The sequence below is a fragment of the Streptomyces sp. NBC_01288 genome (assembly GCF_035982055.1).
Taxonomy (GTDB): Bacteria; Actinomycetota; Actinomycetes; order Streptomycetales; family Streptomycetaceae; genus Streptomyces.
Map to the genome: position 1 here is coordinate 2,384,326 of NZ_CP108427.1, position 19,202 is coordinate 2,403,527.

Consider the following 19,202-nt stretch of genomic DNA (forward strand, 5'->3'; position numbering starts at 1 on the left):
ACCCGCCCGTTCCTTGCCCGTTGGGCTGCTCATGCCGGAATCACCATCGGGACAAGGCCGTTGAGGGTCACCACGCCCATGATCGGCACGGTGACGGCCCGAATGCCCACGTTGGCGATGGAGTTGATCTGCACGCTCGCGCCGCCGGTGAGCATCGCGTTGCCGAGCGCCTTCATGTTGAGGGCGCCCATCGCGTCCAACGTGATAGCCCCGGCGGTCGACTTGACGTTGACCAGCCCGCGCCCCTCGATGTTCAGCGGCCCGCCGCTCTTGATCGTGAGACTGCGCCGGGCGCTGAGGGTGAGGTCGGTGCCCGCCTCGACCGACACCGAGCGGCTGCCCTTGATGGTGACCTCGCCCTTGCTGTCCACGACGATCTCGGTGTTCGTGCGGTCCAGGGTGATGGTCAACTGCTTGTCCCCGGAGGCCAGTCGGACACCTTGCTTGCGGCCGCCGGTCTTCTGGCTGAGCAGGTCCATCCGGTTGCCGTCCCGGTCGGAGACGGTGTGCCGGCTCGCCTTCTTCCGTACGGCGTCGTGCAGCGGAACGTCACCGACGACGGTCGGCTTGTCCTTGCCGTTGTAGAGCCCGCCGATCACGAACGGATGGTCAAGTGCCCCCCGGTCAAAGGCGACCAGCACTTCGTCGTTGACGTCCATGGGGAAGATCCCGCCACCGCCGAGCCCACCCCACTGCACGGTCCGCGTCCAGTCGCTGACGTACGTGTCGTCCAGCCACGGGAACTGCAACCGCACCCGCCCCTGCTTGAGCGGGTCATTCACGTCCGTGACAAGGGCGTTGGCGACACCGGGCAGCCGGGGCGCGGTCTCCGAACCGCCCGAGGCGAGGCCGTACAGCGAACGCCACTGCCGTCCGCTGACCGTCACCCAGGTCTCGTAGTGCTTGCCGTCGCCGAAGACGTGCCGTACGGAGGTGGCCGTGTACTTGCCCTCGAAGGGCGAGCCCACGTCCGCGAGCGCGACCGGAACTCCCGGGCGCAGCTTGGGATTTCCGCGGGCGACGACCTCCAGCTCGGCGAAGGAGGACGTCACGTCGTCGGCGAGGGCGGCGGCCGCGAACTTCACCTCGGTCTGCTTGTCGTACGGCGTGCCCGTCTCGACCAGCTTGGCCGTCTTGAACTTGCCCGCCGCCGCACCCGGGGTGGTGCCGATTCCGACGGCCGGGTTCGAGGCTCCGGGCGAGGTCGCGGTGAGTTTCTTCTTCGTGGTGACGTCCCAGCCGCGCGCCTCGACCGTGCCGACCTGGTCGGCGGCGGTCACGGCGGCCCGCAGCCGCAGGATGTCGTGCCCGGCCTGGAGCACGAACGGGCTTTTGTCGCCGTCGGTCTCGGGTGACGGCGCACCGGACGACGGCTTCGGCTCCACGAACTGGAACTTGCCGTCCGCGTCGACCGACATGACCATCTCGTTCTCGTCCGCGAGCCGGGCGAGAAAGTCCCAATCGGTCACATTGGACTGGGAGATGAACTCGTACACGGTCCGCGTGGACGTGATCCTCCCGATCGGCACCCCGTCCTGGGCGGCGAGTTTGCGGGCGATGTCGGACGCGCTCTGGTTGCGGTAGGCGGCGACCCTGCGTTGCCGCAGCAGCCGGTGCCCGAAGTCGTAGCCGCGCACGACGGTGAAGGTGCCGGTGCCGTCGTAGTCGGCCTCAAGTCCCGTGACTTCACCGGTGAGCAGCGGATCGGAGGCGCCCTGCCCGTCGGCCACCGGCGCGATGACGACCTTCGTGCCGAAGGTGACCCCGAGCTTGCCGAGGATCAGCCGGTACGGGTCCCGGAAGGTGAGCCGGAACGCGGCCGGAACGCCGACACCCTGGTCGACATAGCTGTCGACCAGGTAACGGGCGTACTCGGAGGGGATCTTGGCGCCGCCGATCTTCACCTCGACGACGTTCGAGAACGCGGACTTCACCATCAGGAACGCACCTCCTCGGCGGCGGGCAGCACGAGTTCGACACCGTTCGCGAGCCGCGTCGGGTCGTCGATCCCGTTCGCCTCGGCGATCGCCCGCCACGCGGCGGAGTCGCCGTACTCCCGCCAGGCCAGCGACTGCAAGGAGTCCCCTGCTACGACCCGGTGGACGCGCTGCGCGGTGAGCGCGCCCGAAGTCGGGTTCTGGCCCTTGGTGTTGCTCGGGATCTCGTGCAGTTGGAGCCGGCAGGTGGCGCGGATGGGCACGCCGGTCGTCCCGAAGAGCGAGTACGCGGCTTCGACGGAGGAGACATAGGCGGTGAACCGTGCGGTGGAGAAGGACCCCCACTGGAACACCACCCAGGGCGGTGAAGGCTGTTTGGCGGCAATGGACTTGGTGGTCACGTCGCAGCACGCGAGCAGCGACTCGACCTTCTTCAGCACCGAGTTGCTGGTCGGTTCGTCGGAGGAGTCGAGGAAGATCTCCACGCCCATCTCGCGCGGCTGCGAACCCATGAACTCCGGGAGGGAGCCGTCCCGTTCGATCTGCGCGGGGGTCGTCTTCCACTGGGCGCGGCGGGTGAGGGACAGTTGCGCCGGGTTGAAGTCGAAGGCGAAGGTCTTGATGAGCCCGCCGGGGGTGGTGCTGCCCCCGACGGGTGGCTCGTGTATCGCAAGGCTGGCCCGGACAAGGCTCTTGCCGGCGCCCCTGCTGGTGGTGGCCATGGTCTCGCTCTCCCTTCCTCCGCCGCCGCGCTCAGTCCGTGAATCCGTGGTGGGCGATCTCCAGGACCTCGGTGGCGACGGCAGGCCCCGCCGGGTCGAGGGAAGGCCCCTGCCAGCTGACGGGCAGCACGTCGATGAGCCCCCAGTGCGCGACCTCCGAACCGTCCGCGCGCAGCGCCGCGATCTGGCCGGTGGGGCGCTTGATCCCGGTCTGCACGGAGGAGATCCACTTGGCGACCTTCGCGGTGTCCGGGGTGAGCGGGCGGGTCAGCCGGATGGTGGAGAAGGTGACACGGGTGGGGAGTTGCCAGACGAAGCCGTTGTTGCCGCCCTCCTGCCGGTGCTCGATCTCCACCGTCGACGACAGCCCGTCGCACCCGTTGAAGTAGCCGAGGCTCTCGCCGTCGATGCTGAGGGTGAACCAGATGGTGGAGCCCGGGTCGAGGCGGGACATCGGGGGTGGGCCTGCCTTTCTGTTGCTGCGGGGGGGTGGGGTGGTTCGTTGTGGTGCGGGGTGGTGCGGCGTGGTGCCGGTCAGCGGCGGGGGTCGCGGAGTTTGCCGATCCGTTCGCGGTCGAGGCGGAGTTCCGTGCGGATGAGGCGGGTGATGCGGCCGATGATCCGGTGCACGAGTTCGTCCAGCTGGAAGTCGGTCAGGTCTCGGGGGTCGAACTGGCCTGCGGGGATTGCCTCGTAGGCGGGGGGTGGGGGGTCTGCGGCGTTGGCGGTTGTGGTCGGGGAGTACGGGGGTGGCGGGTCGGGGGGTGTGGGTGACTGGGAGGGGGGTGGGGTGTACGGCGGGGGTGAGGCGGGGGCGGCGACTGTGGTGGGGGTTTTGGTGAGGGTGGGGCGGGCCTGGTTCAGGGTGGAGGGGGTGGCGGGGTTGCGTTGGACCGTGGGGATCGGGGCGAGCGAGCGAGATGCGGTGGGGAGGGGTCCGGGTGCGGGTGGGGTGAAGACCGGGAGGGGGGTGTGCGGTGCGGGGGTGGAGAGGCGTAGGGGTACTACGGGTACGGCAGGGGCGTTGGGGGCGCCGAGGACTGTGGGGGTGCCGGGCAGTACGGGGGTGCCCGGTGCTCCGAAGGTGCTGGAGGGCGACCTCGTGCCGGGTACTACGGGTGTGACGGGCCTGGTGGGTGCCGTGCGGCGGTGACGTTGTACGGGGGTGAAGGGCGATGGGGGGGCGGGGCGCTGCGCCGGGGGTGGGTGGTTCGGGTTGTTTGTCGGGTGCAGGTGCGTGGGGGCTGGTCGCGCAGTTTCCCGCGCCCCTGGGGGATTGGGGTGGGGCGGGGTGAGCGGGGAGGTGGTGAGGGCGGGCGCGGTCGGGGCGAGAGTGGTCGGGCTGGGCGGAGCAGGCGTTGAGGGCACGGCCGAGGGCGAAGGCCCGCTTGGAGACGGCGTCACGGCTGAGGCTGGAGTCATCGCCGGGGGCCGGGGACCGACCGAGGACGGAAACGCGGCCCGAGACGGGCTCGCGGCCGGGGCTACGGGCGTCGGGTCTGCGGTGGTCGTAGGCGTGGCGAGTGAGGGAGCGGTGGCTGAGGGAGCCTGCGAGGCCGGTACCGGCGTGCTGGGCGGGACGCTTCGCTGAATCGTCGGCGCCGGACCCGGTGTCGCCGGAGCTGCCAGGTTGGCCGGGGCTGCGGTCGGCCCGTGCACGGTGGTTGAGGGTGCGGCGGGTGCGGGGCCCATGGCCGAGGGAGCCTGCGCAGCCGGTACCGGCGCACTCGGGGCAACGCTCCGCTGAAGCGTCGGCCTCGGACCCGGTGTCGCCGCCGCTGCCAGGTTGCCCGAGGCTGCGGTGGTCGGGAGCATGACGAGTGAGGGGGGCGTGGCCGAGGATGCCTTCGCGGCCTGTACGGGCTCGCTCAGGGCAACGCTCCGCTGGACCGTCGAGCCCGGACCGGGAGCCGCCAGAGCTGCCGGGTTAGCCGGGGCTACGGTGATTGGGGACGCGGCGGATGTGGGACCCGCGACCGGAGGAGCCTGCGCAGCCGGCACCAGCCCGCCCGGGGCAACACTCCGCTGGACCGTCAGCCCTGGAGCCGGTGTCGCCGGGTTGGCCGGAGCTGCGGTCGGCCCGGGCGCGGTGGTTGGGGGTGCGGCAAGCGGATGGGCGGTGGTCGGGTATGCGGCGGGCTGGTGGGGTAGGGCCGTGGCCGGGGGCGGTGCGGACGTGTTGGAGGCGACGCTTCGTTGGATCGTCGGCCCGGGTCCCGCTGTCGGCGTCGAACCCGGTTCCGTACGGTGCCCAGCGCCGGCCGGCGAGAACGGCGAACCGCTGAGCGGCCTCGCGTCCGCGGGTGTGGCGGTGACCGGAGCGCCGAGGGGTGAACGGCGCCGGGCGGGAGTGGGCGTCACGGGAGCCGGAAGGTCGGGGGCGGGTGTCGGCGAACCTGCTGCCGGCGAGGACGTGGGCGCCGGAACAGTGGGCGAATCACCTTGCGGGGCAGGGGCGTTGGGCATGTTGCCCTGCGCGGGGCGGGTAGCCGAACTGGGCATCGGCGGTACGGGTGTTGAGGGCTGCCGTGTCTCGTTCGGGCGCGTGGTGAGCGGGGCGCCGAGGGGGATGCGAGGCGGGCGGCGGGCGGCGCTGCGTTCTATCTGGGGTGCGGGAGGGGGCGTAGCAGCGGGAGCTGGATCGTCGGTCCGGGTGCGGGCGGAGTCGGTCGGCTCCGCGAGGGGTGCCGGGGTGTGGGGCTGAGCTTGGGGCTGGGTGACGCCGTCTCCGTGCGGGGCGGGAGCAGTCGCGGCACGTTGTACGGGCATCGGTGCGCGGGCAGTGTTCGGGGTCGCCGGCTGCGCCGGGGCGGCCGGCGGGGCTGACGTCAACTCGGCTGACGGCAGAGCGGAGTTGGGCGTCGGCGTCGGCGTCGGCGTCGGCGTCGGCGTCGGGACCATCGCGGACTTCGGAGCCGTCGAAACACCGGCCGTGGCACCCGGCGTGGCGACCGCCCGCTGCACGCTGTCCGCCCCGTTCCCGGAAACGGGAGCCGCGCCACCGCGTGTGACGGGACGACTTTCGGGCTCGGTCGCGCCGGGGCCGACAGGTTCGTTACTGACGTGGGCCAACGGCGTCTGCGGTGTGCCCGAACCTGTCGCCGGTCGTCGGTGCCCAGCGGGTTTCGCCTCACCCGGGCCGGCCACCGGCCCACTCGGAGCCGCCGGAACAACGTCCCGGGTCTCCCCCACGCCACCCGAAACCACGGCACGCTGCACCGCCACCCGCCCAGCAACGTCCCCGCCCGTGCCGTGAGCATCCCCCGCACCACGAACTACGCCTGCAACACCGCCGAGTTGCCCCACAACATCACCGGCCGCAGGAAGGTCAGACGGAACAGGCGAGTCACCTCCCGGCTCACCTTCCCCTCGCCCCCCGCCAGTTGACGCGGACGCGGACTCGCCACCCGAACCGCCCCCCACAACCCCCGAGTTCCGCCGACCAACCAACCGCCGCTGCACCGCAGCCGCACCCGACCTCGTCAACGACCCGGCGCTCGGCCGGAGTTGCTCCGACGCCGACACCGCAGTCACCCGAATACCGGAAGCCGGACCCACCGCGCCAACCGAACCGACCGAACCAGCCACCGGAGCCGAAGCAGTGCTGCGCACACCCACGGCCCCTCTCGACGCAAGAGGCACAGCCCGCTGCACCACAGGCCCCGCACTCGCCCGCAACGGCACCACAGGCCCCGGCTGCGCAGCCAACGCCCGCCCGGCCAAAGGCAGTTCACCCGCAGGCTGCCCCAGGCTCGGTACCGCCCGCACCGGCGCCGCAGACAGGGAGGAACCCGCGATCCGGGCGTTGCGCTCCGCGTCCAGCACCGCACGGAACCCCGTCCCCGTGAACGACGGGTTCTGCCACGTGGGCAAGCGCGCGCCGAACCCGGCGTCGGCAACCCCGGTACCCCCGACGGCGGAGGCTCGCTGAATCGGCGGCAGCCCCGGCCACGCGGCCAAGGCCACCGCAGGAGCCGTAGAAGCCGTAGAAGCCGAACTCACCGAACCTGCGGAGCCATCCGCCTCACCGGAACTCCGACCCTCGCCAACCCCCTTACCCACACCGGAGTTGGCGTCCCCTCCAGCCCGTCCCCGCAACCGGTCCAAGAACCCCACCGCTCAGCCCTCCGCCCCGGAGCGCGTCACCAGGGACGCGATCTCGCCCAAGTACCGGCGGCGGTCGTGGTGTTCGAGGTCCAGGATGTCCTCCAGGCTCCAGTGGAAGTGGTAGGCGACGTACGCGATCTCCTCGTGCAGCCGGTCGGTCGCGTACGTCACGATTCCCCCAGGCGGCTCCCGCCGAGCTCCACTTCGAAGGGTTCCGCGCAGTGCGGGCACTGAACTGCCGCGCGGGTGTGGCCTTCCGCGTTGATCTGGCGGTAGAAGTCCTGGAGGAAGGCGAGGTCGGAGGCGAACATGTTCTCCACGATCCCGTCGTGGACCATGGGGACGGTGCCCAGCCTCGTGATGACGCGGCCGAGCAGCACCACCGACAGATACGCCGGGTTCTCCTGCACCCGGACGTCCCGCAGCGGCACCAACTCGTCGCGTGCGGTGGCCAGTCGCATCACACCGTCCTGGTGGACCGTGCCGGACTCGTCGACGTAGCCGCGCGGCAGCTGGAAGGGGAACTCGGTCCGCAGCGGCTGCCGTACGGCCGGAGCGGGCGCCGCCGCGACCGGAGCCGGGGCCGGTATCGGACCGGACCCCACCTCGGCCACAGGCTCCGCGCTTGGCGCGGCCACAGCCGCGCCCGCCGCCGAACGCCTCATTATTCGATGACCAGTTCTTCGAACACGATGGTCACGGACTCGGTGAGGGCGGCGGCCTCGCCCGCCTTCACCGTGCTCGCGTCGATCTTGCTGCACCAGGCGTTGCGCAGGTGGTAGCGCTTCACCGGGTTGTTCTGGAAGTCCATCATGATGATCGACGCGTTCTTGCGCGCGGTGGTCATCTGACCGGAGATCGACTCGTTGATCCACTGGGTGAACGAGGCCGACTGCGTCATGCCGCGGATCACCGTGCAGGTGCCGTTCTTCTTCACGCCCGGCATGTTCTTGACCACGTTCTGGCCGTTGGGGGTGTTCTGCTGGTACGTGATGACGTCCTGCTCGATGCTGAGGCCGCTGACCTCCGCGAGGTACTCGACCATCACGCCGTCGATCTGGAGGCCGAAATTGTGTGAGGTGAGGGCGTCACCCGGCTGGAGACTCATGAATTCGCGTTCCTTCTGGCGTTACGGCGGCTGACTGCTGGCTGCTCGGGATGGGGGGACTACTCCTCCAACTCCCCGCTGCCGCTGGAGAACTGAGCCAGTCGGAAGATCACGAACTCGGCCGGCTTGACCGGCGCGATGCCGATCTCGCAGACGACCCGGCCGACGTCGACGGACTCCGGCGGGTTGGTCTCCTCGTCGCACTTGACGTAGTACGCCTCCTCCGGCCGCTGGCCGAACAGGGCACCGCTGCGCCACTCGTTGACCAGGAACGCCGAGATGTTGCGCCGGATGCGCGCCCACAGGGCGTGGTCGTTCGGCTCGAACACCACCCACTGGGTGCCGATCAGGATCGACTCCTCCAGGTAGTTGAAGTACCGGCGGATGTTGAGGTAGCGCCAGGCCGGGTCGGAGGACATGGTGCGGGCGCCCCAGACGCGGATGCCCCGGCCAGGGAAGGCGCGGATGCAGTTGACGCCGATCGGGTTGAGCAAGTCCTGCTCGCCGCGGGTGATTTGGGTCTCCAGGTCGACCGCGCCGCGTACGACCTCGTTGGCGGGCGCCTTGTGCACGCCGCGCTCGGAGTCGTTGCGGGCCCAGACGCCGGCGATGTGGCCGCTCGGCGGGATCAGCCGGGACTGTCCGCTGGACGGGTCGAAGGTCTTGATCCACGGGTAGTACAGGGCCGCGTACTTGGAGTCGTAGCCGGCCGTCTCCTGCCGCCAGACCCGGACCTGACGGGCATTCAGACTCGGCGGCGGGTCGATGACCGCGACCCGGTCGCCCATCAGCTCGCAGTGCGCGATCAGGCCCAACTGGACGGCCTTGACGGCCTCCAGGTCGATCGCGCCGCGCTGGTAGGCGGCCATCAGGTCGGGCACCGCGACCATGGAGATCTCGTCCACGGCCTCCAGGCCGCCGAAGCCGGTGCGGTCGGAGGAGTCGCCGAGGTAGGTGGCCGGGCCGGGATGTGACGCGGTGTCATTTCCCTTGCCGGGTACGGCGGGTGCCGCGGAAGCGGGAGTGGGCGCGGTGAGGGCGACCGTCTGGTTCTCCGGGCGGGCCAGCTGCGCGGCGGGCGCTGTCTCGGCCACGGCGATGAGCTTGGAACGCTCCTTGACCTGGGTGACGACGTAGTTGCGGCCGCCCTTCTTGGCGGTGACGTCGAAGCTCTCGACGTCCTTGCCGGCGTCCTTGACGATCAGCCGGAAGCGTTCGGCGGGGCCTTCGCCCTCGGCGTCGGCCACCTCGACGGTCAGGTCGCCGGGCGCCAGGGCGGTCACGGCGAAGGTGCCGAGTTGGGCCGGCTCGCCGGGCGGCAGCGCGGCCGGGGCGGCCGAACCGGTCACGGCGGACGGGGAGTTGGTCTCGGCGGCGGTGCCCACGGCGGTGCCGCCGACGCGGACGACGTAGGCGGCCGAACCGCCGTTGTTGAAGAAGCCGTAGACGGAGTGAGCGAGGTAGTACCCGTCGGTGAACTCACCGAAGGCAGCGACGTACTGCGTCCAGTTGGTCACCAGGGTCGGCTCGTTCAGCGGACCGGTCGGGGCCAGGCCCACGAAGGCCGCCACCGAGGTGCCCACTCCCTCGATCGGGCGCGAGCCGCTGGCCACCTCCTCGACGTAGACGCCGGGCGACAGATAGGACGGCATGCTCTGCTCTCCTCGGGGTACGAGACAGGATGCCCTCAAGCGTCACGCGCGCGACCCGGCCGCCGAAACGTCCCCGAGTGCCTGCCTTGGGGCAACTTCCTTGCCCTCAGGGGCAGTCCGGCGCACGGTTCGCGGGCAGCCCGCCGCGTCATGTCCTCCGCAGGGCCGTCCCGCCTCGGTGGACGCCGTCGCCGTGGGGGCAGTACCGGGTTTGGCGGGCGGCCCTTTTGGGCAACTCCTGTTGCCCCGGCGACTCCTGACGCGCCCTCACCATCCGTCGTAGCGTCGGCTCATGAGTCTGTGGACCTCCCTGGAGCCCGCGTCCGCGACCGTCGATCCCGGTGGCAGTACCCGCGTGCGGCTGCGGCTGCGCAACACCGGCGACGTCGTGGACGAGTACCGCTTCGAGCCGGTCGGGAGCATCGCGCCCTGGACCACTGTGGAGCCGCAGACGCTGCGGCTCTATCCGGGCACGACGGGGACGGTCGACCTGACGTTCGCGCCGCCGCGCACCCCGGACGCGACGGCGGGCCCGAACCCGTACGCGGTGCGGATCACGCCGACCGAGCACCCGGAGGCGGTCACCGTCCCCGAGGGCAATCTGACGATCACCCCGTTCACGGAGGTGCGGGCGGAGCTGGTGCCGCCGACGGTCAAGGGACGTTTCCGGGGCCGCCCCCGGCTCGCCGTGGACAACCTGGGCAACACCAGGCTGACGGCGTCGATCAGCGGCAGCGACAACGGCGATCAGCTGTCGTACGACATCCATCCGGGCAATGTGCAGATCGAGCCGGGCCGGGCCGCGTTCGTCAAGGCGTCCCTGAAGCCGCGGAAGATCATCTGGTTCGGGCCGAAGGAGCAACGGCCTTATACGCTCAGCGTGTTGCGGTCCGGCGCCAACCCCCTTCCCGTGGAGGGGACTTACCTCCAGCGCGGGTTCCTGCCGCGCTGGCTGGCCACCTTCCTCGGTGTCCTCATGGCGCTCGCGCTCACCTTCGTGATGCTGTGGATCGCTTACAAGCCGCAGGTGAGGACCGCCGCCACCGAGCAGTTGAAGGACGCGGGCGTCAGCACGCTCGCGCCCAGCCCCACCCTGAGCGCCGCTCCCCCGCCGTCGCCCACCGCGCCGAGCGCGCCCCCGGCGGCCGAGACCTCGACGGCCGCGGCGGCCGGTGGCGGGTCGGGCGGCGGCGGAGACTCCAAGCCGTCCGCCAAGCCGAAGCCCGCGACGGCGGCGACCGCGGTGAACAAGCTGGCCGCGCGGGACGCCGGACGCCACATCTGCTACCGGGTCTACGTCTCGGGCGACGGCTGGGGGCCCCCGGAGTGCGACGGCGCCACGGCCGGCACGGTCACCGATGAAGCGAAGATCACCTCCATCAACATCGCGGTCTCCGGCACCGGCGGTTCGGGTGCCAACGCCTTCATCCACAACCCCGAGTCGACCGACGGAAAGGGCCAGTACCAGCCCTCGGGGTGGACGGACGTCATCGCCGACGGCAAGGACAACTACATCGGGAGCGTGAAGTCGGACGCTCCGTACATGACGGGCTTCGCGATCAACATCGGCAGCGGCCGGCTCTGCTGGTTCTCCCGCAACAACGGCTGGGACTGGGGCCCTACGAACTGCACCGATCCGCGGCCCGCACTCGGCTTCCCCGGCACCGTCGACAACACCCCCTGGCTGGCAGCCCTCAGGATGACCGTGCCTGCGAGCTGACAACGTGATCCGGTGACCGGCGGGGCACTACCAGGTGCCCTCTCCCGGCACCAGCCGCCCCGCCTTGCGGTATTCGCGGCGGGCCCCTTCGAGGAGGTCCGCCGCGGTCACCGTGTCCCCGCGTCCGGCGGCGAGGTACGCGGCGGTGACGACGGCGCTGCGGATGGAACCGCCTGCCAGCTCGAACTCCTTGGCCAGCGGACCGAGTTCGAGGTCGGGCACGCTCGGCACATGGGTCAGCCCGTGCCGCCACAGCGCGAGCCGTTGCGCCGGGTCCGGGAACGGGAAGTCGACGATCAGGTCGAGTCGCCGGGTGAACGCCTCGTCGATGTTGGCGCGCAGGTTGGTGGTGAGCAGCGCGATGCCGTCGAAGGACTCCAGGCGTTGGAGCAGATAGGCGCTCTCCATGTTGGCGTAGCGGTCGTGCGAGTCCTTCACCTCGGACCGCTTGCCGAAGACGGCGTCGGCCTCGTCGAAGAGGAGCACGGCGTCGGTGCGGTCGGCCTCCGTGAAGATCCGTTCGAGGTTCTTCTCGGTCTCGCCGACGTACTTGTCGACGATCGACGACAGCTGAACGACATAGAGATCCAGGCCGAGTTCGGCCGCGACGACCTCCGCCGACAGCGTCTTGCCGGTGCCGGACTCCCCCGCGAACAGGCCGAGCACGCCACGCCCCCGGCCGCCGCCCGCGCTGAGCCGCCAGTCGCCGAGAACCCGGTCGCGGTGCCGGGCGCGCAGGGCGAGTTCGTGCAGCTGGGTCAGCGACCGCTCGGGCAGCACCAGGTCCCGCCAGTCGACGGCGGGCCGGATCCGCCGGGCATGCTGTTCGAGCCCCGACGCCGACTGTTGCCGTGCCGCGAGCCGCAGATGGGCGGCGCTCATCGGGGTGCCGTCGAACGCGGCAAGACCGTGTGCCGCACGGGCCGCACGGGCGATGCGGTCGGCGCCGAGATGGTACGGCGCGATGGTGGCCCGCACATCGAACCCGACCTGCTCGCCGACCGCGTCCGTCCAGGCCCGCACCGCCGCGGCCCGTTGCCGGGGCGCCTCCAGGATCAGCGGATCGCTCTCGCACCACTGCGGGTCGTACGGCCGCGCACCGGCGATCAGCACGGAGACATCGGCGGCATCGGTCAACGCCCGTACCAGCGCGCCGGGTTGATCGGGCAGCCCGCTCACGACGACCGTGCGGCCACCCAGCCGGGCCTCGCGCAACAGCTCCGGCACCCGCTCCACGGGCCCGGAGTACCGCACGGCGTCCACACCGGCCGCGTGCAGGGCACCCGCCACGCACACGAGCCCGTCGCCCTCGTGACGCTCCCTCAGATACACGGCGAGGGGCGGACCTTCGGCGAGCAGCACGGCCAGCCGGTCCACGAAGCCGGTGAACTCGCCGTCCGCGCCCGGCTCTTGTCCGTCGTACGACACGCTCGGCACCGGCAGCGGGTGGAGGTGCCCGGTGAGGGTCGCGTCCGGGGTGTCGTCGCCGAGGAGATGGGCCACGACCCGGTCCGGCACGCGCAACGAGCGGCTGAGGAAGGGGCGTTCGGGTTCCTCCACGGTGAGCAGCCCGAGAGCGGACAGCGGGGCCGTCGGAAGGAACCGTGCCCGACCCTCGGCCTGGTGCGCCGGTACGCCGCACAGGTCCAGGGCGATTCCCACGGTGGCCCGGCGGCGGCTGACGTCGTCGTTGAGGTAGCCGTAGAGCGGCTCGAAGGCGCGGTCCAGGTCGGGGGCGAGGGCGACGAGGAGGAGGGCGGTGTCGAGGTCGGTCAGGCGCAGAGCGGCCAGCCGGTCGGCCGGGCTGTGCGCCAACTCCGGTGCGGGCGCGGCCAGTTCCCGGTCCCGTTCCGGGGAGCGCAACAGGAGCTGCCGTACCGCCTCTTCCGGGAGGTACAGGCCGCGCATCGGGTCACCGGCCGTGGGGTCGGCGGCGGAACGCCGGTCGACGAGCAGGGCGACACGCTCACGGAGCTGACCGAGCCGGGCGAGAAGGGCGTCGGTCTCCGACCCACCGGTGAAAGCGACGGCATCGTCCGTGACCGTCATGTCGGCGTCCCCGGCGCCCTCTTGCGCCGTGCCACCTCGCGCGACTCCCGTACCGCCGCCACCTGGCGCGGTCGGTGCGCGCGTTCCTCCACGCCAGGCTCCCTGCCGTCGAGGCCGCCCACGCGGACCGCCGCGCCCTCGGTGACGGGCGGGCCCGCGTCGTACTCGGGGTAGGCCGGGAAGGGTGCGGTGACCACGAGATCGAGGGACGGCTTGAGTTCGCCGCCGAGGGCGGACCAGATCTCCGCGAGGGAGCGGGACTCGGTCTGGATGCCGGCCACCGAGATCGGCACCGACAGGCCCAACTCACGCAGGGAGCCGGGAAGTTCTTCGGGGGCGAGCAGCTCGCGCGGGATCAGGGTCGACAACACGGCGGACAGCAGCCGGTGTTCGTCCTGCGGCCGCTTCGTCCACGCCGTCACCAGGTACGACAGCCGGAACCAGCGCGGCGGCTGGCGGCGCTTGACGACCACGTCCCGCTCGTCGCGCACGGCGACATGCCCGCGCTGGCGCCGGTGCACGTCCTCCCGGATGTCGTACAAGTAGGTGTTGATCGTGGGGGTGTTGCGGCGGGCCGCCCAGTCGCGGGTCGGGGCGTCGAAGGAGACCTCGATGCCCGAACCGGCCAGTGCGCCGCCGCCGATCAGGTGCCCCAGAACCTCGTCCACCTCGTGGATCACCGCCGAACTCCCGCCCTGCCGTGCTGTCGTGCCCCGCGGTACGCGTCGGCGCCCGGTACGCCCCTGTCGGCCGTCCCCCGATCGTGCCGTCCCGACCGCCCCTCCCCGCAAGCACCTTGGGGACGGGCACAGGGCATGACACGCTGCCCGCGCGTTCCCCTTCGAGTGCCCGTTCGGTCAGATGTAGCCTTCCCGAAGGGCATGCGCCACGGCATGCGCCCGATTGCGCAGGTGAAGGCGTGTGGTCAGTCCGTGCATGACGTTTTTGACGGTGCGTTCGGAATAGGAGAGCTTGCTGGCTATCTCTCCGGTGTCCAGCCCCTCGGCGACCAGCCGCAGGACGTCCACCTCACGCGGCGAGAGCCCCGAGGGATGGCCTCCGGACCGGCCCGCCGCGCTGCGATGCAGTGTCCCCACCTGTTCGACGAGTCTGCCGATCAGATCGGCCGGCAGGTCGCCGTCACCGCGCGCCGCGGCGACCACGGCCTGCACCAGGCGCTGCGCGGTCGCCTCCCCGCGCCACACGATCGCGCCGACCCCGCACTCGATCACATCGAGCAACTCGGCCTCGCGCAGCGCCCCGACGACGAGCACGGCCCGCCCGCCCTCGCTGCGTACGAGCCGGCGCAGCCGGGTGAGCGCGGTCTCGTCGAGGGTGTCGGCGATGAACAAGGCCACTCTGCCGGGACCGGTGTCGTTCTCCTCGCGGAGGTCGATCTCCGGGTATCGGCGCAGCTGGCTGAGTGCTCCCTCGCGGGAGATCGGGTCCGGGGCGTGCACCGCCACGGGTATCCGGTCGGCGGGGTCGGCCGTACCGGGGTGTGCGGGCCGCGATGAGCTGAGCAACGTTCTCCCTCGAATCCACATCCACCTACGTGCCACCCCAGGTGCGCTGGTGGCGGCCGTGTACTCCTCACCCTCACGGGACGGACGGGGCGCGCGCAATCGTGGAGCACCACGAGCAGCACCACGAGATCGGACGTACGGCGGACCACGGCGAGTGAGCGGCCAAGACGGCGGAAGCGACCGGCACGACGGGTACGAGGAACACGAGGAGGACCGCGATGACGGGGTCGACGCCTGACGCCGGAGCGTCCGCGACACCGCCCGAACACCGGGACGCGGCACGGCTGTTGGCGGCGGAGGCCGCGTGGGCCCGGGCCGGCGCCGGCCGGCTGGTGCTGTTGCGCGGGGCCACCGGGACGGGCCGTACCACCGTGCTGGAGGGCGCCGTCACGGACGCCCTGGCGCACGGCATGCGGGTGCTGCGGGCCCGCTGTTCGTCCCGCGACCAGGCGGTGCCGTACGCCACCGTGCTGCAACTGATGGCTCCGGTACCGGAGTTCGTGGACGTGGCGTTCGCCGGGGACGAGCGGGCGAGCGCCGAGCTGTTCCGGCGGGTGCTGCACTCGTACGCCGACCGGGCACCGCTGCTGATCGCCGTGGACGACGTCCATCTGGCCGACCCGGCCTCGCACCGCTGGCTGGTCGAGTCCGCCCGGCACGTCGACCGATTACGGATCCTGCTGGTCGTCACGGAACGCAGCCAGTACGACGTCGATCCATCGGCACCGGGCCTGACCCACACCCTGTCGCCCGCCCTGGTCCGCACCCTCACGCTGGCCCCACTGACCGCGAACTCGGCCGCCGAGCTGGTGAGTTCGGCCCACCCGGACGCCCCCGAGCCATGGGTGGAGGACTGTGTACGGGCGGGTGCGGGCAACCCGCTGTTGCTGCGCGCCCTGCTCGACGACCTCGGTGCCGGCCGGCATCCGACCGTGCCGAAGACGTCCGCCGCGCTGTACCCGGGCGCGTATCCGGCCGCCGTTTCCTGGTGGTTGGACAGCGCGGGTCCGGCCACCGGCGAGGTCGCCCGGGCGCTGGCCGCGCTGGACGAGGGGTGGGACGGGGGAACCCCGCGGGATCTGCCGAGCGGCCATGCCACCTGTCCCGTCGAGGAACTGGCCGCGGTCATCGCCGAGTTGGCGGGTGCCGACCCGGCGCGGGTGACCGGCTGGCTCACCGCGATGAGCGGGCTCGGGGTGCTGCGCCCCGACCTCGACGGGCGCCCGCGCTACGCGCATCCGCTCCTGCGCGACGCGGTGCTCACCGGCGTGCCCGCGACCCGACGGCGGGCGGCGCACGCGGCGGCGGCCGAGACGATGCAGCGCCACGGTGTCTCGCCCGACACGGTGGCCCGGCAGTTGCTGCTGTCCGACCCGGTGGGCGAGCCCTGGGCATCGGCCGCGCTCCAGGAGGCGGCCTCGCTCGCGCTGCGCGACGGACGCACGTCCGACGCGGCGGCCTTCCTGCGCCGGGTCCTGGAGGAGCCGCTCCGGGACGCCCGCAGACAGCGCCTGCTGACCGAACTGGGCTCCCTGGAGTACCAGGCGCAGGCGACCTCGGCCGGCATCCCCCACCTGAGCGAGGCGCTACGACTGCCGGGGGCGCCGCAGGACACGGTGCGCGCGGCGGTCGCGCTCGGCACGGCTCTGGCCGGCCGGGGCCGGACCCTTGCCGCCGTGGACGTACTGCGCACGGTGGAGGACGAGTTGACGGACCGGCCCCAGTTGATCCGCACCCTCCAGACCGCCTCGGTGCTGCTGTCCGAGCAGGACCAGACGGTACGCAAGGAGGTGTACCGGTGGCTGTGCGACGCCGCCGAGCACGCGCCGGAACTGGTCGGCGCGGCCGGTCACGCACTCGTCGTACGGCATGCGGCCACGGCCGGGCTGATCTCGGCCGCGGAGGCGTTGCGGCGGCTGCGGGCGCTGCTCGCGCAGCCCGCCGACCCGCTGACCGAGCCGTTCCTGATCGGCACGGCCGCCGCCGTCGCCCAGTGGGCCGACGAACTGACCGAGGCCGAGCGGCTGGTGGAGCGCGGCCTGGTCGGTCAGCGTCCCGACGTGCTGCACCCGATGCACGAGGCGCTGGTCAACGTGCGGTCCGACATCCTGGCCGCGCGCGGCGAGCACGCGCGGCTGCTGGCGGACCCGTGCCCGCGAGAGAGAGGGCGCGGCGGGCCCTCCAACCGGCAGGCGCACGTGCTGCTTTCGCTCGTGGCGACCGGCGAGGAGGCGCGGGCGCTGCGGCTCGCGGACGGGTTCGATCTGCGGTCCGCGCCCGACTCCTGGGAGTTGAACCGCTTTCTCTACGCGCGGGGAGTGGTGCGCGCCGCCACCGGTGACACGGCGGGCGCGCTGCACGATTTCCTGGAGTGCGGGCGCCGGCAGTCGGCCCGTGAGGTGGTCAGCCCGGTCGTCACCCCGTGGCGCACGGCCGCCGCCGAGTGCCGTCTCGCGCTCGCCCGTCCCCGGGAGGCCATCGCCCTGGCGGAGGAGGAGTTGCGGCTGGCCCGGGTGTGGAACACGCCCCGCGCGGTGGGCCGTTCACTGCGCGTCCTGGCCTCGGCGACGGGCGGCCGGCGCGGTCTGGAGCTCGCGGAGGAGGCCGTACGACTGCTGCGGGACGGGCCGGTGGGCACGGAGGCCGAGTTGGTGTCGGCGCTGGTCGTGCGGGGCCGTGGGCTGACCGCGACCGGGGACCGGGGGCGGGCCCGGGCCTGTCTGCGCGAGGCCGCCGAGCGTGCCGAACGGCTGGGGGCGACGCGTCAATGGGCCCTGGCGGAGGAGGCGTTGGGCGAGAGCGGGGCCCGGCGCTCAGCGCCCGCCAGGACCGGTTCGCGGTCGCTCACGACCAGTGAGCGGCGGATCGCCGAGCTGGCCGCCGACGGCCGGACGAACACCGAGATCGCCGATCTGCTGCATCTGGCCCGCCGCACGGTGGAGACCCATCTCACCAGTTCCTACCGGAAGTTGGGCATCCGGCGGCGGGGCGAACTGCCCGGGACGCTGGGGCGCACGAACGGGCAGTGACGCGTAGGCCGTCGAACAGGCCGTGCTCCGCCGCCCGTCGAACGGGCGGTGACCCGCCGCGAGTTACTTGCGGGTCCCGGCCGTCGGCTTCTTGGGCTCGGTGCCCTCCGCCCGCACGGTGCTGTTGCCCTTCTTGGGGACATGCCGGGGCACGACGTCCTGGGGGAAGGTGAGTTGCTGGTTCATCCACTTCAGGGAAGCGGGCATCTCCCGTACCCAGGTGGGGAAGTTGTGGCTCCCCGACTCGGGCAGGATCGACGCGACGCGCATGGGCGCCTTGACGGCCTTGATGAAGGCGACGGTCTGCGGATAGCCGCGCTCGCCGTGCTTGCTGTCGGCGACCAGGACGGATACCTGGGGTGCGGGCAGGTGCTTGAGCCGCCACATCAGGTCGTGTCCGTTGACCCGGTTCACCCGGCCGAGTCCGCTGCCGAAGAGGTTGCCGGTGGTGGGGTCGTCCTTGATCCGGTAGTCCGGGGAGAGCGCGGCGGCCGTCGTGAACACGTGCGGGTTGCGCATCGTCAGCTGGAGGGCGCAGGTGCCGCCGGAGGAGTAGCCCATGACGCCCCAGGCGCTGGCGTCGTGGCCCACCCGGTAGACGGACTTGAGGGCCTGCGGAAGGTCCTTGGCGAGGAAGGTCTCGGTCTGAGGTCCGCCCGGAACGTTCACGCACTCGGTGTCGCGCGGCGGGGCGATGGTCGGCCGGATCATCACCATGATGGTCGGCTGCATCTGCCCGCTCTTCTGCAACTGCCCGGCGGTCTGCGACACCCGCAGGTACTGCGCGAGGTTGAAGATGCTGCCCGGGTAGCCGCTGAGCGCGACGACGACGGGGAAGCGCTGGCGCGCGTACGCCTTCTGGAAGTACTGCGGCGGCAGGTAGACGAACGCCGGGTCGACCACTCCCGTACGGCGGCCGATGACCTTCACGGACTCCACTTTGCCGTTCACCGCGGGATTGCCGGTGGGCAGTCCGCTGACCCGCTTCAGCTGCTCGTCGCCGGCGGGCTGCACCAGCGCGCCCTTCACGGTGACGCCGCCGATCGAGCCGTCGCCGCTGTGGTCGGCCGCCTGGGTCACGCCGACGGGGGCGGTGTCCACGTTGCCGAACAGCTCGCCCCACGATCCGAAGAACTGGTACGAGGAGTTCAGCCAGCACGCGAACGCCGCGATGATGGTGACCTGAGTCACTCCAATGGCTGCCAGCCGCCCGAGCACGTGCCGCACGCCCCGACTGGCGAGCCTCGGCCACACCCAGACCAGCAGCGCCACGCAGACGGCAGCCACCGCCGCCACCACATAAACGGTAGTCTCGCTGGTCAAACCCATGCCACTCAGTCCCCGGTTTCCTT

General features: G+C 71.7%; 14 protein-coding genes. 2 read left to right on the top strand and 12 right to left on the bottom strand.

Going from position 1 to position 19,202, the window contains the following annotated elements; all coding sequences use genetic code 11:
• Window positions 1-29: 29 nt before the first annotated feature.
• From OG194_RS10395 to OG194_RS10430, 8 genes are all read right to left on the bottom strand, one after another.
• Window positions 30-1,937 (bottom strand): VgrG-related protein, encoded by a 1,908-nt coding sequence (locus tag OG194_RS10395; protein ID WP_327400574.1) that lies wholly within the window; start codon window positions 1,935-1,937, stop codon window positions 30-32.
• Window positions 1,937-2,659 (bottom strand): CIS tube protein, encoded by a 723-nt coding sequence (locus OG194_RS10400; protein ID WP_327400575.1) that lies wholly within the window; start codon window positions 2,657-2,659, stop codon window positions 1,937-1,939. Before OG194_RS10400 ends, OG194_RS10395 begins: the two co-directional genes overlap by 1 nt.
• A gap of 31 nt (window positions 2,660-2,690) precedes the next feature.
• Complete coding sequence (locus OG194_RS10405) at window positions 2,691-3,113, bottom strand: phage tail protein (protein ID WP_200691099.1); 423 nt, start codon at window positions 3,111-3,113, stop codon at window positions 2,691-2,693.
• A gap of 80 nt (window positions 3,114-3,193) precedes the next feature.
• The gene (locus tag OG194_RS10410) at window positions 3,194-4,027 is read right to left on the bottom strand and encodes a hypothetical protein (protein WP_327400576.1); all 834 of its coding nucleotides are present in this window, start codon (window positions 4,025-4,027) and stop codon (window positions 3,194-3,196) included.
• 2,751 nt (window positions 4,028-6,778) lie between these two features.
• Window positions 6,779-6,937, bottom strand: coding sequence for a DUF6760 family protein (locus OG194_RS10415; RefSeq protein WP_327400577.1), 159 nt, complete (start codon window positions 6,935-6,937; stop codon window positions 6,779-6,781).
• Complete coding sequence (locus OG194_RS10420; RefSeq protein WP_327400578.1) at window positions 6,934-7,431, bottom strand: hypothetical protein; 498 nt, start codon at window positions 7,429-7,431, stop codon at window positions 6,934-6,936. The genes OG194_RS10415 and OG194_RS10420 overlap by 4 nt, the downstream gene beginning before the upstream one ends.
• Window positions 7,431-7,874: a phage tail protein gene (locus tag OG194_RS10425; RefSeq protein ID WP_327400579.1), complete on the bottom strand. Its 444-nt coding sequence runs from the start codon at window positions 7,872-7,874 to the stop codon at window positions 7,431-7,433. Before OG194_RS10425 ends, OG194_RS10420 begins: the two co-directional genes overlap by 1 nt.
• Before the next feature lie 59 nt (window positions 7,875-7,933).
• Window positions 7,934-9,526 (bottom strand): phage tail sheath family protein, encoded by a 1,593-nt coding sequence (locus OG194_RS10430; protein ID WP_327400580.1) that lies wholly within the window; start codon window positions 9,524-9,526, stop codon window positions 7,934-7,936.
• A 292-nt stretch (window positions 9,527-9,818) separates the two neighbouring features.
• Between OG194_RS10430 and OG194_RS10435 the strand changes: the two genes are divergently transcribed.
• Window positions 9,819-11,246 (top strand): hydrolase, encoded by a 1,428-nt coding sequence (locus OG194_RS10435; protein WP_327400581.1) that lies wholly within the window; start codon window positions 9,819-9,821, stop codon window positions 11,244-11,246.
• Window positions 11,247-11,273: 27 nt separating this feature from the next.
• Here the strand turns inward: OG194_RS10435 and OG194_RS10440 are convergent, their stop codons facing one another.
• The 3 genes from OG194_RS10440 to OG194_RS10450 form a co-directional block, all read right to left on the bottom strand.
• Window positions 11,274-13,295 carry an ATP-binding protein gene (locus OG194_RS10440; protein WP_327400582.1) on the bottom strand — a complete coding sequence of 674 codons (2,022 nt, stop codon included), beginning with the start codon at window positions 13,293-13,295 and terminating at the stop codon, window positions 11,274-11,276.
• Complete coding sequence (locus OG194_RS10445; RefSeq protein WP_327400583.1) at window positions 13,292-13,975, bottom strand: DUF4255 domain-containing protein; 684 nt, start codon at window positions 13,973-13,975, stop codon at window positions 13,292-13,294. Before OG194_RS10445 ends, OG194_RS10440 begins: the two co-directional genes overlap by 4 nt.
• Before the next feature lie 177 nt (window positions 13,976-14,152).
• Window positions 14,153-14,821, bottom strand: a complete 669-nt coding sequence (locus OG194_RS10450) for a helix-turn-helix transcriptional regulator (protein WP_327400584.1) — start codon at window positions 14,819-14,821, stop codon at window positions 14,153-14,155.
• Window positions 14,822-15,039: 218 nt separating this feature from the next.
• Here OG194_RS10450 and OG194_RS10455 point away from each other — a divergent pair, with 218 nt between their 5' ends.
• Window positions 15,040-17,850, top strand: a complete 2,811-nt coding sequence (locus OG194_RS10455; RefSeq protein ID WP_327400585.1) for a LuxR C-terminal-related transcriptional regulator — start codon at window positions 15,040-15,042, stop codon at window positions 17,848-17,850.
• A 63-nt stretch (window positions 17,851-17,913) separates the two neighbouring features.
• Here the strand turns inward: OG194_RS10455 and OG194_RS10460 are convergent, their stop codons facing one another.
• Window positions 17,914-19,179 (bottom strand): alpha/beta hydrolase, encoded by a 1,266-nt coding sequence (locus OG194_RS10460; RefSeq protein WP_327400586.1) that lies wholly within the window; start codon window positions 19,177-19,179, stop codon window positions 17,914-17,916.
• Window positions 19,180-19,202: the final 23 nt, after the last annotated feature.

What these genes read in the sequence shown, in the direction of transcription:
- OG194_RS10425 (WP_327400579.1), bottom strand. Translation starts at nt 7,874, where the DNA reads ATGAGTCTCCAGCCGGGTGACGCCCTCACCTCACACAATTTCGGCCTC.
- OG194_RS10455 (WP_327400585.1), top strand. Translation starts at nt 15,040, where the DNA reads ATGACGGGGTCGACGCCTGACGCCGGAGCGTCCGCGACACCGCCCGAA.
- OG194_RS10395 (WP_327400574.1), bottom strand. Translation starts at nt 1,937, where the DNA reads ATGGTGAAGTCCGCGTTCTCGAACGTCGTCGAGGTGAAGATCGGCGGC.
- OG194_RS10460 (WP_327400586.1), bottom strand. Translation starts at nt 19,179, where the DNA reads ATGGGTTTGACCAGCGAGACTACCGTTTATGTGGTGGCGGCGGTGGCT.
- OG194_RS10430 (WP_327400580.1), bottom strand. Translation starts at nt 9,526, where the DNA reads ATGCCGTCCTATCTGTCGCCCGGCGTCTACGTCGAGGAGGTGGCCAGC.
- OG194_RS10420 (WP_327400578.1), bottom strand. Translation starts at nt 7,431, where the DNA reads ATGAGGCGTTCGGCGGCGGGCGCGGCTGTGGCCGCGCCAAGCGCGGAG.
- OG194_RS10435 (WP_327400581.1), top strand. Translation starts at nt 9,819, where the DNA reads ATGAGTCTGTGGACCTCCCTGGAGCCCGCGTCCGCGACCGTCGATCCC.
- OG194_RS10400 (WP_327400575.1), bottom strand. Translation starts at nt 2,659, where the DNA reads ATGGCCACCACCAGCAGGGGCGCCGGCAAGAGCCTTGTCCGGGCCAGC.
- OG194_RS10405 (WP_200691099.1), bottom strand. Translation starts at nt 3,113, where the DNA reads ATGTCCCGCCTCGACCCGGGCTCCACCATCTGGTTCACCCTCAGCATC.
- OG194_RS10440 (WP_327400582.1), bottom strand. Translation starts at nt 13,295, where the DNA reads ATGACGGTCACGGACGATGCCGTCGCTTTCACCGGTGGGTCGGAGACC.